The organism is Haloferax mediterranei ATCC 33500 (assembly GCF_000306765.2).
GTDB lineage: Archaea > Halobacteriota > Halobacteria > Halobacteriales > Haloferacaceae > Haloferax > Haloferax mediterranei.
The window spans coordinates 858,777-874,150 of record NC_017941.2 but is presented as its reverse complement, the minus strand read 5'-3'; the positions used below and the strand labels follow the sequence as shown (position 1 = coordinate 874,150).

The 15,374-nt window shown below is 58.1% G+C and carries 23 protein-coding genes; 9 read left to right on the top strand and 14 right to left on the bottom strand.

What is annotated here, in order from left to right; genetic code table 11:
* Positions 1–48 precede the first annotated feature (48 nt).
* From HFX_RS04460 to HFX_RS19610, 11 genes are all read right to left on the bottom strand, one after another.
* The gene (locus HFX_RS04460; protein WP_004057275.1) at positions 49–1,461 is read right to left on the bottom strand and encodes a hypothetical protein; all 1,413 of its coding nucleotides are present in this window, start codon (positions 1,459–1,461) and stop codon (positions 49–51) included.
* A gap of 110 nt (positions 1,462–1,571) precedes the next feature.
* Positions 1,572–2,345, bottom strand: coding sequence for a hypothetical protein (locus HFX_RS04455; RefSeq protein WP_004057276.1), 774 nt, complete (start codon positions 2,343–2,345; stop codon positions 1,572–1,574).
* The gene (locus HFX_RS04450) at positions 2,338–4,113 is read right to left on the bottom strand and encodes a hypothetical protein (RefSeq protein WP_004057277.1); all 1,776 of its coding nucleotides are present in this window, start codon (positions 4,111–4,113) and stop codon (positions 2,338–2,340) included. Before HFX_RS04450 ends, HFX_RS04455 begins: the two co-directional genes overlap by 8 nt.
* Positions 4,114–4,125: 12 nt before the next feature.
* The gene (locus tag HFX_RS04445) at positions 4,126–4,548 is read right to left on the bottom strand and encodes a hypothetical protein (protein ID WP_004057278.1); all 423 of its coding nucleotides are present in this window, start codon (positions 4,546–4,548) and stop codon (positions 4,126–4,128) included.
* Between the two features lie 54 nt (positions 4,549–4,602).
* Positions 4,603–4,878, bottom strand: a complete 276-nt coding sequence (locus HFX_RS04440) for a hypothetical protein (protein ID WP_004057279.1) — start codon at positions 4,876–4,878, stop codon at positions 4,603–4,605.
* Positions 4,875–5,339, bottom strand: coding sequence for a hypothetical protein (locus HFX_RS04435; protein WP_004057280.1), 465 nt, complete (start codon positions 5,337–5,339; stop codon positions 4,875–4,877). The genes HFX_RS04440 and HFX_RS04435 overlap by 4 nt, the downstream gene beginning before the upstream one ends.
* A complete protein-coding gene (locus HFX_RS04430; RefSeq protein WP_004057281.1) occupies positions 5,333–5,689 on the bottom strand; it encodes a hypothetical protein in 357 nt (118 codons plus the stop codon). The genes HFX_RS04435 and HFX_RS04430 overlap by 7 nt, the downstream gene beginning before the upstream one ends.
* Positions 5,690–5,758: 69 nt before the next feature.
* A complete protein-coding gene (locus HFX_RS04425) occupies positions 5,759–6,217 on the bottom strand; it encodes a hypothetical protein (protein WP_004057282.1) in 459 nt (152 codons plus the stop codon).
* Between the two features lie 4 nt (positions 6,218–6,221).
* Positions 6,222–7,712 carry a hypothetical protein gene (locus HFX_RS04420; RefSeq protein WP_004057283.1) on the bottom strand — a complete coding sequence of 497 codons (1,491 nt, stop codon included), beginning with the start codon at positions 7,710–7,712 and terminating at the stop codon, positions 6,222–6,224.
* Positions 7,699–8,094, bottom strand: coding sequence for a hypothetical protein (locus HFX_RS04415; protein ID WP_004057284.1), 396 nt, complete (start codon positions 8,092–8,094; stop codon positions 7,699–7,701). The genes HFX_RS04420 and HFX_RS04415 overlap by 14 nt, the downstream gene beginning before the upstream one ends.
* Positions 8,087–8,230, bottom strand: coding sequence for a hypothetical protein (locus tag HFX_RS19610; RefSeq protein WP_155844685.1), 144 nt, complete (start codon positions 8,228–8,230; stop codon positions 8,087–8,089). The genes HFX_RS04415 and HFX_RS19610 overlap by 8 nt, the downstream gene beginning before the upstream one ends.
* A gap of 170 nt (positions 8,231–8,400) precedes the next feature.
* On the opposite strand from HFX_RS19610, the gene HFX_RS04410 reads away from it, so the two are divergent.
* The 3 genes from HFX_RS04410 (at position 8,401) to HFX_RS04400 (ending at position 10,470) form a co-directional block, all read left to right on the top strand.
* On the top strand, positions 8,401–8,640 hold the full coding sequence (locus HFX_RS04410; RefSeq protein ID WP_004057286.1) for a hypothetical protein: 240 nt from the start codon (positions 8,401–8,403) through the stop codon (positions 8,638–8,640).
* Between the two features lie 83 nt (positions 8,641–8,723).
* The gene (locus HFX_RS04405; protein ID WP_137685663.1) at positions 8,724–9,377 is read left to right on the top strand and encodes a hypothetical protein; all 654 of its coding nucleotides are present in this window, start codon (positions 8,724–8,726) and stop codon (positions 9,375–9,377) included.
* A 103-nt stretch (positions 9,378–9,480) separates the two neighbouring features.
* The gene (locus tag HFX_RS04400; RefSeq protein WP_004057291.1) at positions 9,481–10,470 is read left to right on the top strand and encodes a Cdc6/Cdc18 family protein; all 990 of its coding nucleotides are present in this window, start codon (positions 9,481–9,483) and stop codon (positions 10,468–10,470) included.
* Positions 10,471–10,567: 97 nt separating this feature from the next.
* Here the strand turns inward: HFX_RS04400 and HFX_RS19605 are convergent, their stop codons facing one another.
* Complete coding sequence (locus tag HFX_RS19605; protein WP_014732205.1) at positions 10,568–10,714, bottom strand: hypothetical protein; 147 nt, start codon at positions 10,712–10,714, stop codon at positions 10,568–10,570.
* Between the two features lie 197 nt (positions 10,715–10,911).
* On the opposite strand from HFX_RS19605, the gene HFX_RS04395 reads away from it, so the two are divergent.
* Positions 10,912–11,589, top strand: coding sequence for a hypothetical protein (locus HFX_RS04395; protein ID WP_004057292.1), 678 nt, complete (start codon positions 10,912–10,914; stop codon positions 11,587–11,589).
* 234 nt (positions 11,590–11,823) lie between these two features.
* Entirely contained in the window at positions 11,824–12,261 is a 438-nt protein-coding gene (locus HFX_RS04390; protein WP_137685662.1) for a hypothetical protein, read from the top strand.
* Between the two features lie 271 nt (positions 12,262–12,532).
* Here HFX_RS04390 and HFX_RS04385 read toward each other — a convergent pair whose 3' ends face one another.
* Positions 12,533–12,799, bottom strand: coding sequence for a hypothetical protein (locus HFX_RS04385; protein ID WP_004057296.1), 267 nt, complete (start codon positions 12,797–12,799; stop codon positions 12,533–12,535).
* 219 nt (positions 12,800–13,018) lie between these two features.
* On the opposite strand from HFX_RS04385, the gene HFX_RS04380 reads away from it, so the two are divergent.
* The 4 genes from HFX_RS04380 to HFX_RS04365 are packed head-to-tail and all read left to right on the top strand — an operon-like array spanning position 13,019 to position 13,974.
* Positions 13,019–13,225 (top strand): hypothetical protein, encoded by a 207-nt coding sequence (locus tag HFX_RS04380; RefSeq protein WP_014732204.1) that lies wholly within the window; start codon positions 13,019–13,021, stop codon positions 13,223–13,225.
* Entirely contained in the window at positions 13,218–13,550 is a 333-nt protein-coding gene (locus tag HFX_RS04375) for a hypothetical protein (protein ID WP_004057299.1), read from the top strand. The genes HFX_RS04380 and HFX_RS04375 overlap by 8 nt, the downstream gene beginning before the upstream one ends.
* A complete protein-coding gene (locus HFX_RS04370) occupies positions 13,547–13,816 on the top strand; it encodes a hypothetical protein (protein WP_004057301.1) in 270 nt (89 codons plus the stop codon). Before HFX_RS04375 ends, HFX_RS04370 begins: the two co-directional genes overlap by 4 nt.
* Positions 13,813–13,974: a hypothetical protein gene (locus HFX_RS04365; RefSeq protein WP_004057303.1), complete on the top strand. Its 162-nt coding sequence runs from the start codon at positions 13,813–13,815 to the stop codon at positions 13,972–13,974. The genes HFX_RS04370 and HFX_RS04365 overlap by 4 nt, the downstream gene beginning before the upstream one ends.
* Here the strand turns inward: HFX_RS04365 and HFX_RS04360 are convergent.
* Positions 13,932–15,239: a tyrosine-type recombinase/integrase gene (locus HFX_RS04360; RefSeq protein ID WP_004057305.1), complete on the bottom strand. Its 1,308-nt coding sequence runs from the start codon at positions 15,237–15,239 to the stop codon at positions 13,932–13,934. The two genes, HFX_RS04365 and HFX_RS04360, sit on opposite strands and share 43 nt — an antisense overlap.
* Positions 15,240–15,374 lie beyond the last annotated feature (135 nt).

The window sequence follows — 15,374 nt, the reverse complement described above, 5'->3', positions numbered from 1 at the left end:
CGCGCGGGAGGGATGTCAGCCAATCCGACAGTTTGCGGAAAATCTGGCTCATGCCGCCTCACCTCCCGCATCCGAGGCTGACTTAAAGGGATGCGAAGTCGAAGGAATGCGAGCAACGACGACGGAATCACCACTCGAACCCACCATCCGAACCACGACCTCGCCGTCCTCGAGGGCCGGTTCCTCGAACTCCAGGTCGTCGATTGGGGAGACCAAGTCGTCGCCGACCGCTCCGGTCTTGGCTGATATCCATCCCGAACCCGGGTCACGGACGTAGAGACGGTGGTCTATCTGGTTCTGCCATTCGGCAAACACTGAATCATCGAATTCTGGGTCCGACTTTTGCTCGGTCACGATCTTCGTCGACGGGAGATCGTCGGGCGTCCCGAGGCGGATACGGAGCCACCGGAAACGGTCTTCCAGTGCTTCGGGGATGTCCTTCCAACCGAAGTACGAGAATTTCGCCTTGTTGTAGCAGAGACCAGTCCCGATCTTGAGACCCGACGTGAGGTCAGTCGTCATCGGAATGTTGTCGAACCCGACCGGCCACGTCCCTCGAACTTTCTTAATCGGGTTCGGAGATTCGTCCGGCATCTGAATCCGCCACTTGAACTCGCGGCGAATCTTCTCGTGAACGTTCTCCTCGTAGTGACCGAAGTAGAACTGGGAGAAGCGAGCACGTCGAGACTCTGCCCACAACGACCGCAAGAGGTCGATTTTGTCCCACAGTCGTCGGCCGGAAGAGTTCCGTGCCGACTGGGGCACGAAGTCGCCGACCTCGTCGAAGATGAGTGCGGTCCAGCCAACGTGCGTACCGTGTTCCGTGCGGGCGAGAATAAACGCAAACCACCAATCGGTGAGTGGCGTTGCGTGCCGACCCTCAGATGGGTCTGCTTCCCACGCCGGGACGAACGGCAGCGGCTCACCGACCCGCTGCGTCTCTTCGGTCAGCTCGCGACAGCCGCTGAAACTCGGGTCCGGATAGACGACGTTGAACGTGCCAGGTTTCTGGTCGGCCAGTTGGTCGATGAGGTCGAGCACGTCATCGTAGTACCGGACATCGCGAGCAACATCCTCGATGTCCGCCTCGTATCGACTCTCATCTTCGTCTTCCCACGTCGCCTCGATTGTGGCGTTTGCGGGGAGCCAAACGGTCGCCCAATCTTTGAGTCTGAGCCACTCAGACCGCGCCGGTGACCCGCGCCAGATGACCTTGTTCGCGGTCATCTCCTCGACGAACGGGAAGTCTTCCATCAACCGAATCGCGAGCGACGCTGCTTTCGTCGACTTCCCCGATCCGCGGTCGCCCTTGATGAACGCGTCCGTACCGCGTGGGGTTGTGGTTACTGTCGGGTCCCGTTCGTGGACGATAAGGTCGGGATAGACTCCCGACTTCACCTGTCCCGGCTCAAGGACGTAGTCGTCCGGGTCGAACGGGGGAATACCGAACTTCTGGCGCATCTCGTACGCGTCTGTCTTCCAATGCTTTGGTGCGGTGTGAGAGACCGCTTGTTGCGTTCTCTCGCCCCAATCGTGCCCCTGTGGCGGGGTTCCATTATTACATGACATAACTAACCACTTGGAACAAACGTCTCTTCCTTCGCAATCTGTGGCACCTCTGTCGCGCGGCCGGACACCTGGCGGGCGCTCGCGTTGAAGCCGGACAGGAAAAACTCAGCTGCCCACGACTCACGGAAGAACCGTGCGCGCTCACTGTCGGTCAACATCATTCGACGAACCGGGAGTTCGAAGTACGCCGCCTCGATGACATCTGAGTCGACTTCCGCGTAGCTCGCCTGAACGACCTCCTGTCCCCACTCGACGAATGCATCTTCGTCTCGGAACCCTCGAAGGAGTTCATCGAGGAGCGTCGACATCCGCGACTGTAGGGTCCCGAGTTCGGGACGCATCGCTGGATGTGCCTGCGTCCGGGCGTTCGGAAGCGGCCCATCGTCGTCATCATTGAGATAATCTTTCGCTGACCAGCGGAACTCGCGATGAGACCTCTTGATTGCCGGTAAGAGATCCATGACAGCTATCGACCGGCGAATCTCGCTGGCAGTCGACGCCGAGAACGATTCGGGGGCATCTCGAAGAGTTCCCCACGGTTCACTGAGGAGTGCCGACATCGTCCCCGGTGACGAGACGACTTCGGCGAACCAGTCGTCCTCGAGCGCCCCCAGCGTGTGAATCGTCACCTCAGACATCCACCGAAGGACCTCTGACCGCGTCTCGAATCCATCGAGGAGTTGCTGGAACGTGTCTCGCTGGTCCGCAGACAGTTTCGCAAGCGCCCGGCGAGGAACATCACCAGCTGCGTTACTCGACCGGTAGACGCTACTCATCGTCACTCCCTCCGTCTGTACTCGCTCTCTGACCGTCGTCGCCGAGGTACCGCTTCGCCACGGTATCCATCTGCGACGCTTCTGCGCGGTCTGAGAGGGCTTTGTTCTCCGCTTTGTTCTCGGCTTTCTCGGCGTGGAACCGGTCGAACAGCGTTTCCCACGACTTCACGTTCCCAATCTGGTCTGCGTGCCGGAGCAGCGTCGCCAGTGCGTTGCCGTAGTGGACCGGTGCGAGGTCGACACCGAACCGGCCCTCGACTGGTCGCATTACTTTCGTCACGAACAGCACGAATCCACCGATGAGAAGCCCAATCGACGCCGAATCGAGGAGCACATCCCCGAGTAGCCACGACGCACCGAGCGCCGCCAACCCGCCGATGATAGCCTTCGCGTTCACGTTGGCGTTCCCGTCCTCATCGCGAATGATGAGGTCGGGGAACCGAATCTCGTGACGCTCCGCCTCGTACTCGACCGGGTTTGGTGACTCCGGGTCGAGGAAGAACAGTTCCTCGTACGGACCGCCGGTCACCTCAATCGAGGTCTGCGGCCGCCCGTTCGTCATCATATCCGCCCGGGCACCGCGTGCTCTTGCGTAGAACTTCGCCAGCCCACGCTTCACCGCTGACCGCGTCCCGTCCATCCCGCGAACCATCCGCTGAGGGTAGACATCCGCGATGAGACGGCCCGGCACGGCGTCCATATCGACCGACTGCCGACTCGACTCGCCGCCATCGGTTGCGAGGTCGTCCGCAAGCGGGTCCGGACGATCTCCGCCATCGGTCGGCGATGCTTGTCGAACCATCGAATCCATCCCGTCTTTCGCCCGCAACCGGACGAACAGCGCGAGGTAGCTGTTGTCGCCGAACCACTCCGTCGCGAGGATTCCAAGGAAGATGCCGCCGATGACTCCCAGCATCCACGGCGCGCGAATCAGCGACGACGAAATCTGATTCCAGAACAGAACCATCGCCGTCCCGGTGCCGATGAGCACCAGTACCCACGCTAACAGCGAGATACTGGGGCTTCCACGTGCTTTCTCGACGAGACGCCGACCGGCGAACAGCGTCACCGCGGTAAACCCTGCAAACGGGAGGGTGATGAGGCCAATCGCCCACGCCAGACGCGAGCCTTCGGAATTCGTCTCGATAGGCTTCGCTGCCTTCGTCGAGGCGTGGTAGAACGTCCATCGCTTCGCTCCGGGGTTCGCCAGACAGTTCGGCTCACCCGGCTCCTCGACACACATCGTCGTCCGAACCTGTTCGTCGTAGTGCGGGTGTAGGTCGATTCGAACCGGCTTCGAGTACCCCGCAGAGACCGTCACTGTCTGCGTGTGCGTCGTGACGTTCTTCGCTACCGACTCCTCGACGACAGTCCCGTCTTCGAGTTCCTTCGTGACCGTCCCGACCTTCCAGTACGCAATTCGGACGGTCACGTTCTTCGGCTCGACGCCGAATGCTCGACGCGATTCGAGCCGTACGTAGTTCCGCCGAACTGTTTCGCCCGGCTCCAAGAACGACCACATCGGCGAGTCTTCGCCCTCAATCACCAGCAACCCAGTCGGCAGCGACTTCACAGCATACTGGCCGAAGCTGCCGGATGCACGGACCGAGTCCGGGGCATTCGCTGGCTTCTCACCCCCCTGCATCAATTGGTCCATTGTCAGCGTCGGGGGGTTCGTCTCCGCCGACTGTGCGAATGCGCCCGCAGTCGCCAGCGTCGACACTGTGACCAGCACGAGCAACGCGATAGAAGCGATTCGTCGGTTCATCACGTGGTCACCTCAGAACGTCCCCCGTCGAAGGCCCACGATGCCGCCGATGCCCAACGCGACAATGGCGATACCAACGAACTGAATCGTCGATATTTGGATCGCACCCGAGAGTCCAATCGTTCCGACTCCGGCGACGACGATGCCGGAGATGAGTTCCGGCGCGTTCACGAAGATGTCTCCGAGTTCCGCACCTAGCTCGCCCAGCGACATCCCCGCCTCGTAGAGGCCGCCCATCACGCCCACAGTGAGCGCCGACAGGAATCCGACGCCACCGCCGATGGCACGTTTCGAACGGTCCCCGACGCCAGCACCAACCTCTGAGGCCGTCTTGTCTTCCTCGTACTCCAGCCACGCGAAGATGACCAGTACCAGTGCCGCGATACCAACGAGGACCACCATCCAGTTCGACGCCAGTGCCTCGACGACACTCATCGAACCACCTCGTGTGAGCTTGGGCTACTCTCCGCACGCTTCACCGTCTGTGTGTTACTTCGTTTCATTTTGTGAACTCCTGAATTTGTACAGCGAAACCACCAGCATCCCCACTGCCGCAATAAAGAACAGCGTGTTCCACGGCAGCGACGGAAGAATTTCGGGTCCGATGAATCGCGTGAACAGCGACGCGATTCCGTACCAGTCACCCGACAAGAGAAACGCCGGGTCGAGCGTCAGAAACGACTGCAGGTAGAGCATCGCGCCAGCACCTACACTGGCGATGACCGCCACCAGTCGGTCGAGCGGCCCGGATTCGTTGTCCGTCATGGTAGCAGCCCCCCGAGACCCGGAATGAAGTCTGCGATGACACGGACAATCAGGTAGGCGACCAGCGTTGCCACCGTCGCCAGTAACGCGGACGCGAACGCGCCAGCAATTGGTGCAGCGAGGCCAGCATCCATCAGCGGACCGGCGAGTACGCTACGGAACATCGCCGGGAGTTCGAGGATAGACGTCAGACCCTTCCACGCACTCGCCCCGGCCGTACCGAACGCGTCCTCGATGACGCCCGTCGCCATCGCGACCGTCCAGTCGACGGTTCCGAACACGAACTCCGCCGGTCGGAGAAACACGTTCGTCACCACCCACGTCGCGATGGTCATCACGATGAACGCCGCCGGAGCCCTCAGGAACGACCGAAGGTCGTCCGGGTTGTCTGAGAACGATGTCAGGACTCCCAAGACGCTAACACCGCCGTCGTCTGGTGAGTCCGTCGTCTCGCTCACCATATCGCGTCCCTCCGCGACCAGATGACGTGCACGATGAGGAGCACGACGATGCCTTCGAGAGCCATCAGTACCGGTGCGAACGGTCCGAACTGTACCGCCTGCACCGCTGCCGCGCGCCAACTGTCTGTGACGAGGCCCGCACTCTCACCGAGTGCGTTTGAGATGTACATCGACAGGAACCGGCCCACGAAGTCGATGAGTGAGACCTGCCAATTGACCAGTGTCGACATCAGCTCGATCTGGACAGAACCCCACAGCGTCACGCCCGCTGCGAGAAGCGTCCCGATGAGCTTCCCGACCTTGATAGACCCGTCATCTGCGACGTACTGCTTCGCCTCAGACCGCGCCATGAGTCACCCCCAAGTGTCGGCACGGTGCCGGACGACTGTCTCCGTCGCCGATACTCCGGACCACCTTCGTCATTGCTCGTCGGTGAAGTCGCCGTCTTCGTCGTTCCCGATGACCGGAAGGTCGAGGCCGAGGGCCGGAACGTCCGAGTCTCGCCTGTCGAGGTACCACGTGATGATGAACACCACGCCGATGGCGACGACCGCCGCCAGCCACGGCAGAAACGGTCCCAGTTCCGCGAACGGACCCGATTGCATCGAGGCCGCTGCCGATTGAAACGACGCCGAGACGAACCCGGCAGGGTCCCGAGTCATCGCGAAGATCCACGCCTGCCCACCGATGCCGAAAGCATCGAGGAGCATCACCGGCAGGTTCACGACCGCCTCGCCAAGCGCGATGACCGCTGACCCGGCGAAGATGAAGATTCCGCTCACCGTGGCGATGAACGCCTGTCCGAAGTTGTCGAATCGGTCCGCGAAACCGATGTAACTCCGTGCCCCGGACAGTCGCGGCCCACTACTCGACGACATCGCTCTATGCCCCCGATTTCCGCGAAATGAGGCCAATCGACACCGCGATTGTTGCAACACCAGCCGCGATGTAGTTCACGAAGCCAGAGAAGAACCCTATGATACCGCCGTCATCCGACGAGAATCCGGGCCCGCCGAGAGTCGGCTGCATTGCCGTGTACTGGTCCTCAGTGACCTTGTACTCGAACTTGATGACCGTGTACTGCCCCGGCTGGACAGTGTCGTCGAGCGTGATAGACTTGTTCAGTCCCGTGTACGCTGCCGTCTTGTCCGTCCACGACTCGATGTCCTCGAACGCAGTCGAGTTCGAGACGCCCTCGGCGACTTCCACTGACAGCACTCGGTCGCGAGTGACCGACTGCGAGTCATCGAGTGTTGGGAATGCGTAATCGAGGTCGTACACGTCCGGCAGTTGCATCCGGTACTGAACCGTGACGGTGCCGAAGTAACTGGGGTACTTGTTCCCCGTCTCTTTGAATTCAACTTTAACGGCATCCGCGCTCAGCTTCTCGGCCGTGAAGTTCGCGTCGAACGTCAGACCCTTGATTTCGGCCGAGTTCGCCCACGAACCCATCGACGTGAGTTTTCTGAGCGCCAGTTTTCCGGACGTATTCTTCTCGTAGATGTCGACCGTCTCGAGTTCGTCGTCGGAGTCGGTGTTTTCGAGGCGCGTGCCGAGCTTGTACTTCGAGAGCTTCTCGAGGTTCAGCATCGACATCGTGATGTCCGCATCGCCGTCCTTCACGACGATTTGGACCTTCTCGAGGGTACCGACCGACCCGTCACCGGCGGTGACGAGGTCCATCTGACCCATCTGTTCCTGGAAGACGAAGCCGGTCCCCGTCGAGTTCGCGATGAGGTCCGAGCCCGACGTTCGCGAGGAGTTGATATCTGCTGCGTAGTAGTCGCCGTTGTCGTCGACGGCACGGACTTCGACGACCGCGCCAGCGTCGAGTGCGGCAACGTCGACTGCCGTCGCGAGATGCTTCTTCTCGATGTCGTTCTCGATAGAGAAGTTCGAGAACTCGAAGACGGTCGTTTCACCCGATGTCTGTGACGATGTCGCGAACTGAATGCCGTCGACGCCCGTCGCTGGCGATGCATCGACCAGCGTCGTCGTGGCGTTCGTGTTCGTCGCGTCGACCGTCCACTCGCTCACCGTGAGCGCGGACACGTTGTCCTTGTTGTGCGGAAATGCGCCGAAGTCGTCCGCCGCGACGTGTGTCGGATAGAACTCGTACGGGTTGTCGATTGACCCGTTTACTTCTGCGTCCGCGAGAACGAGTTTGCCGTCGTCGTTCTCGTACCGAAGCGGCGAGTCCCATGTCAGATTGTGGGACTCTTTCGTCAGTTCGACGCCATACTGCGGGTTCGGCGTCGCGTCCGCGTCGAAGTTGATTTTCGACGAGGCGTTGGCCGCCGCGGCCGGCGTCGTCATCATCAACACGGCCATCACGACCGCGAGGGTCGCGAACAGCCGACTACTCCGCGACATTGCGAACCTCCGCTGTCGCAGATCGGTAGGTGACGAGTCCGAGCCCGCCGGCGATGAGTGCGGTCAGGAACGCGGTGACCTGTACGCTGCCACTCGCCGATCCCCAGAGCCAACCCGTGATCGCCGCGAGGAGTAGCGACCCGGCCATGGCGTAGTCGCGAACCGGGCCAGACAGTCCGTAGCCTTCGACTCGGGTTCGAGTGGTTGCGGCTGCGCCGCCGTCCGTTTCGAGGTTGTCGTCGACGTAGAACACGTGCACGTCGGCCGGGAGACGAACGTGCGGGTTCACGTCTGCGTCGACGTCGACATCGATGTCGCCATCGAGGGAGTCGACTTCCATCGCGTGGGTGTGGCCGTTCGCAGTGACTGCCACGTCACCCATCGAACGAGTCCTCCACGTCGTCGATGTGTGCTTCGTCGGATGCGAAGAGCGATTCCCACTCTTCGGCCTCCGAGCGTCGGTACTCGGCGATTTCTCCGTGAACTCCGGTTGGAGTTCGTTCATTTTCGTCAGTCATGGTGTATCGGCGACCCTCGTTCGGCAACGCCGACAGTTCATGAAACGCCAGAAGACGCGATAAGACTCTGAAAATCCGGACTTGTCGGGGGTCGTTGGTGGCCGTCTCGCGTGGTCAAGACGGGTCATCTCACCAAGATTATTATCTAGATTGGTACAGCAGTGATATCCATGGCAGTAGCCGAGTCAGAGGCCGAACGAATCGAACTGCTTCAAGCGCTCCTGCAAGCCGACAAGCGGTCCGCGTACCGGTCGGGGAACGGAATCGTGATTTCGCCGCCGCAGATTGTGGCCGGTGAAGAGTACGCTGTGTTTGGCGGGGACGTGGAAGTTCCGGAGGTGTTAGAGGAGCAGTGTGTGGCGAAGATATATCGGGTGAACGGTGATGGGGCAACCCGAGACAGTATTTAATTAAACTCACTACCGACTCCATTCTGCATATCAGAGTACGTGAAGCACAAAGGTGTAGTTCGTCGGTTTGGATGTCACAGTTGATGGATTTGACGCAGCTCCCATGGGGTCAAATTACTGGTTTTGTCACCACAGCATCAGCGACCCTTCTTGGAGTCTGGACTGCCTTTCGGCTTGACCGTCGCGAGAGTAAACGTCGGGAACTCTCAAACGTAGAGATGCAATTGCGGGCAATTCAAAAAGAGTGCTCGATCAACGACCAGATAGCTAGTTCGACGCTGAAGACGATTGAAGAGCTCCAGTATGGTGAAAAAGAAAAAACAGGCGCGGATCACTATGTCATTGACCAGTACCAGACTGACGCGTGGGATGGTGCCAACAACGAGCAACTCATAGCAGCCGTCAACGACGAGCTGTTTGTGCAGCTTCAAGAACTCTATGCAGAAATCAAGTCGGTAAACGAGCTCGTTTATCGACTACGTTCGGAGTTACTTCACCCAGAGATTGGAGAGGCCATTGAGGAGGGGGGATTCCAATATGAAGCTTGGACGATTTCTGTACTCGCCTACGACGAGAGGAAAGAAGGAGTCGGTGCAATCGGGTTAGGGCCACTCATTCGACAACGTACTCAGAAAGTATTTGGTGAGGTTGTGAGCCTTGAGTCTGAGCTGGCTGGAGAAATTGAGAGTATTCGCGAACGTCGTGATAACCTCGAACCGCTAATCACACTGGACTAATTTGATTAGAGAACCGCTGTATTGACTATCCATCTTAGATTCGGACAATTCGGACAGTTCTCACAACCGATTAAGTACCCCTCACATCGATATCTCCAGCAAAATGATCACCCGAGAGGAGGTATTCGATGTCGACGCGTTCGTTCCCGCTGATCTTGTCCACCGAAACCACGAGCTAAACCTCCTCTCGACGGCCCTCTCACCGATTATCGAGGGGAACACTGGTTCGAATACAATCGTTACCGGGCCATCCGGCGTCGGGAAGACGACGACCGCGCGCTACGGACTCACCCAACTCGAAGCAGAGGCCGACGTGAAAACGAGGTACGTCAACTGCTGGAACGACCATCGGCCGTGGATGCTCCTCTACGACATCCTCGATGAAGTCGGGCGAGTGTGGGATTTGCACCGACAGTCGACGGCGCAGGATATCCTCCTGAAACGACTTCGAGAGTCGGTCGACAAGCCGTACGTCGTCATCCTCGACGAAGTCGACCGAATCGATGACACGGGTCTGCTGTACAGTCTGGACGCGATTCCGGAACTGACGCTCGTGTTAATTACGAATCGCGAGCAGGAGCTGTTCGCCTCGATGGACGAGCGTGTTCACTCGCGGTTCCGCTCCGGGGTTCGGATTTACTGCGAGCCATACCGGGTTTCGGAGTTGGTCGAGATTCTCGATGCTCGGGTTCGCGAGGGGATGCAGTACGGTGTTTCGGAGTCGATCCTGGAGCGGATTGCCGACCACGCAGCGGGTGACGCTCGAGTCGCGATTCGGTCGCTGTACCGGGCAGCGAAGCTGGCCGGTGATGGGGAGGTGACTTCGGTGGTTGTGGATGAGGCAGTTCCGTTAGCCCGTGGTGAGTTGCGGCAGAAGACGACAAGTCAACTGAAGCCGCACGAATCGACGCTCTTGGAGATTGTGCGGGAGCACGGGCCGCTGAAGATGGGTGAACTGCAGCCGTTGTATGTGGAGGCGTCTAGTGATGATCGGACGGCGCGGTCGTTACGGCGGGACTTGCGGAAGTTGGCTGATTATAATCTGGTCGAGGCGAGAGGGGAGACGAACGGGCGGCGGTATGTGGGGTTGTAGAGTAGCATATTATCGAATTCTGTTATGTTTTGATAACTGGATGATTCGTCTCCGATACCCCTATTGAAATAACTCTCCTATGTAAGCAGTCGGATTTTCAGAATGTATGCCGTCGCCTAAATTCGAGGAACGATAAGTCTGTGAGTTCGTAGACGCCTTCCTCACTTGTCAACAACCCTACGTCTGCAAGCGAACGAAGTCGCTTGTGGACGTATTGCCGGTCGTAGTCAATGTTGTAGGCCATGATTTTGGGACTTCAATCCAATGAGGAATCGCCTGTAACCAGTACAGGTCGTGTAACTCGATTTGATGGCAAATTGGCTGATTTCTCGCTAAATCGCGTCCACACTCATTTTCTAGACTATCTTGCACCCTCCCCGAGACTATAATGAAAAAACATTTAAGATATTCCATCTCTCAGTATGCGATACTGACTGAGTTATGCAAACTAGATATACAGGGAAGTTACCCGGAATTGATGGTTGTATAGATACGTATCTGGATGCGTGGGAGATATTCCAGAATAAGGAATTCAATGTTGAGGACCTCCGATATAAATCCATTCAAAGAGGTGATGATCCAAATAATATCCCTAGTGAGAGTGCACTCAACAGTCGCCTCTACCGTCTCGCAGCTTATGGCCTTGTGGCGTGGTATGGTGAGGGGGAGTATCAAATTGCATGTCGCCCTGATGAGAGCGCAGAAGATTGGCAAAGCGAGCTTACAGAACGTCTTGAAATCATCTATGATGAAGTAGAATCGAAGAGAGAACAGCGAGAGAGAGAAGTAAGAGATGAGGAGGATGAGATTGAACTAATCGAGTATAATGGTGAAAAATATGTGAGTGCCTTCGTGGGGGACAATAGCGATGTTCAGGGTCAAGCCGGATTCTATTTGAGTATTTTAGATGAAGAGGAGGATCACACTGGCATTGTGTTGCGCTCATACCCAAGATGGGTTGTTGAGGTTGAAGAACTAGCTGAGCAAATTTGTGATGATGATGTGATGTCTGAGACCGTCTGTCCTTATCGCTTTGAACAAGTTAAGTCTGAATTACCGACAGTCGATGGGAATAAAGAATTCCGTGTGTTCCTACGAGAGACACGGTTTCTCCCGTAGAATGTGGTTCTTTTGCTCAGACTGCGGCCGATTCAAGGGCCTCGGAGAGTGTAGTGAATGCAGTCAGATTGAATCACTCTGCCTGCACGCACCGTACATGTCCTGTCCACATTGCAACACGCCTAATCCGGCGATTCGTTCTGAATGCGAGGAATGTGGGAAGTCTCTTAACGAGTAATGGACTGTAGCCTCCCACCCACTGAAATCACCTTCTTTATTATACTTGTCACCTCTATGGCTGTTGAAACAACCCTACTACTTTATAAAGACAAGTCAAAGTTCTTAGGAGGATTTGAAGAGGGCGAAGCCCGAGTTAAGAAAGAGGTGGAGCGCTACGCATCAAAGTCGCTCAACCTTGCTTCAATCACGTTTGCAGCAATAGCTTTAGTTCTCGGCTTAGATACACCACCGCAGGGGGCTCTACTCATGTTTTCATACGGATTCGTACTGTTAGTTATATCGTTCAAGGTAGAGGTTTTTGGCGCTGTCCGACGAATATGGTGGGATCTACAACAGCGTATTTTCAACTATGGCATATTATCAATAATTTTAGGGATATATCTGTACATCCATCAATCAAGAATTCAGTATGAATTTGTTGCTGACCTTCTTGTGGTAGCTGTAGTCTCAATCCATATCTACGAGTATTATTTTGATTACAAGAATCACTGAAATATTATCTGGTTTAGAACCATTTTGCCCGGCGTTCGACTATCAAGCGCCCGAGCCGGTTACTGGAAGTTATAGTAATATGAGAACTATAGCAACTATTTGCGGACGCTGGAGTGATTTCAACTCAACAGTGTATTCACTTCTCAAACTGGCTCAAAAACAGTGTCGACGGAAACCACCATCCGGACATTCCGGACACCACCCTCCCAATCTTTTCGCACTCACTAGCCACTCCTAGCATGCCGTGCTCACAGACACCGCCGCAAGTCAACTACTCGCTGTCGTCAAGAGCTTCGACTTCGGCCGCCTCAACCTCACCTGCGAGGAAGGCCCGACCAAAGTCTGTGAGTTCGTAAATCCCGTTCGTGTTGGTGAAGAAGCCGGCATCCTCGAGTACGCGCATTCGCTTGTTCACATACACGTCGTTGTAGTCGATATTGTGAGCAACGACTTTCGAGGTCGCGCCAATATCATGGGCTTCGAAGAAGAGAAAAATCTCGTAATCTGCCGGCGAGAACCACGAGATTCGTTCGACCATGTACTCAACCAATGGAATCACCGCAGTTCAAAAGCATCCACCCTTGTATCTAAATTAGCTAACTAAAGTTGTTCTGGTAGACTAACTATAGTAGTCAAGGTTTATATCGGATGGACTAGTTGATCAATACAGACGACTCTCACCGGTGCTTACTGGTCCGGTAGAAACCCCGGACCCCTGTACCAGCAGGAGCCCGGTGAGGGTCGTCGCTTACAGCCAATGACGACCGAACTAACCCACTCGCGGGGGCGAGATAAACCCCGCGACCCGAGAGAGGAATCACCGTCCAACTGCCCCGTCTGCACCACGCCCATCGAGGGCTTCACCACCAACGAACCCGGCCGCCACACCGTCGTCCCGTGTGGATGTGAACTCGGATTCGTTCGCGCGAGCGACCTCGAACAGGAGGTGACTGCAGATGAGTGACTGGAACTCCCCAGTCCCCGACGCGCAGGCGAATGCCGGCGCGAACGAACTCGCCGTCACCCTCGATATCGAATCGACGACCGTCAGGGGAAGCATCTCCGCGGAGGTCGAAGACCGCGTGAACCACCTCTACGTCGAAGCCTCGCAGGGCTCGGTCGTCTTTGAGGTCGGCGAGGAGTTCCGAAGCCTCAGTACGGCGACGACCTTCACGCCCGAACAGGCCCGGGCGCTCGCAACCGCACTGGAAGCCGCCGCCGAACACGCCAGCGAGTTCCGCGACGGGCTCATCGTCCGGAAGTACAATCTCGCCGGAGGCGACGAATGATTCCCTCCGAAACCATCCCCTCACGCGGGAACTGCGGGCGCTTCGAGGCCGAAATCGACGAAGCCGCAGATATCGACCTGCCGGACCACCTCGTTCCCGTCACCAACCCGAACCACACCGCCTACTGCAAGGTCTGCGGGTTCTGGATCACCGTCGGCCCGGACCGCACGGAGTACGGCCACGGCCGGGCGGCCAACCGCGGCCCCGACGAGGACGGGAAACGCCGCGATTGTCCCCACCGCCCCAACCGGAGGGTCGACCCATGAGCCGCGCCGAGTCGCCGCCTCGGGACACCCTGACCGAAGAGGAACGCGAGCTATTTGAGCGACTCTACGAGGAGTTCAAAGACGACGATATCGGGCGCATCTTCGAGGTCGCGCTTCAGGCCTCGTCAGAGAGGGAAAACCGGGAGGCCAACTCGTGAAGCTCGTCGGTGTCCATCATCGCCGGGCGCTCGTCGAGCGTCCGCCGGGCGCGAAGCAGGTCGCGCCGAGTGTCGGCGTCGTCCGCCTCGACCACCTTGTCGTCGATGGCCGTCCCGAGCTGGTCGAGCAGTTCCTTCGCTTCGAGGTCGAGCGACTGATTGCAGTGAATGCAAAAGCCCCGCTCGCGTGGCGTCTCTTTCTCGCAACGCGGGCACGTGACGGGCGCGACATCTTTCGTCTCCGTTTCGACGACTTCGAGCCCGTGCATCGCGGCGTACTGGAGTTCCTGCGTCTCCCCGGAGAACTTCGCCACGTACCGAGAGATGACGGGCGACCCGCGGGCGCGACCCTGCCGGTCCTCGATGAACGCTTGGGACTTCTCGCGCGTCGCGAGCCAGTAGGCGTTCGACTTCCGGAAGTTCGTCGGCGTGACGGGCTTCCGAACGCCAGCGCGCTCGCCCGCGGCCTTGAAACACTGGAGGAAGCGCGTGTAGCTGAATCGAGCCGGCTCGGTGAGCTTCGTCCAGAGGTAGTCCTCGCGGTCGCCGGGGTGCTCGGCGAGCCATCGCTTGACGTACGGAACGGCCATGATGAGGTGCACGTCGTGTTCGCCGCGCTTCCCGTCGACGCGAACCTTCAGCGAGTGCTTTCCGTCGGTGATGTCCTCAACGCGCATGTCGTAGAGTTCGCCGCCGCGGAAGCCGCCCTCAAACTGCAGCGCGATGAGCGCCTTGTCGCGGGGGTTCCGCGCCGCGTCGATCATCGCCTCGACATCGCGTTCGAGGTCGAGCATGTCGGCCTCGTCGGGTTCCGGCTGGTAGTCCCGGCTGGTCTTCGTCGAGACCCACGAGTGAGTGTCGGGGATGTCGTCACCGCGGGTGACGTGCTTCGCGAAGAGGCGGAACGCGACGCGGTAGTCGCGGTTCGTCTCTTGGGAGCCGTCTTCGATGTCGTAAGTGTCGTGAATCCAGCGAACGACGACCTTCGCGGCGTCCTTGGCGTCGTAGAACGTCTCGTCGTCTTCGGTGTCGCCCTCCCGCTCTCTGACGAGCGTCTCGTGGAGGCAGGTGTCTGCGTTCTCGCTGATACGGACGTTGTGTCTGAGAAGCTTCTCGTGTCGGTAGTGGCCGTAGTCTTCGCGCAACAGGCGGAGTTCGTCCGAGAAGTCAAGCAGAAGTTCGCGGTCGCGGTCGCACCCGCCGCGGTTTCCGTTCCGGAGTTTCTTCCGGAGGGTTGCGACCGACTGCTTCGGGTCGGAAGGCATGAGAGAATCGACACCCAGTGGGCTGGTAAAGGTTCAGTTCAAATCCCTCCACCGGCTTTTTCTGTCGAACGAAGTGAGACTGAAGAGCCTCGCGTGGAGGGATTTGAGCCAAGGAGCGAACGAAGTGAGCGACTG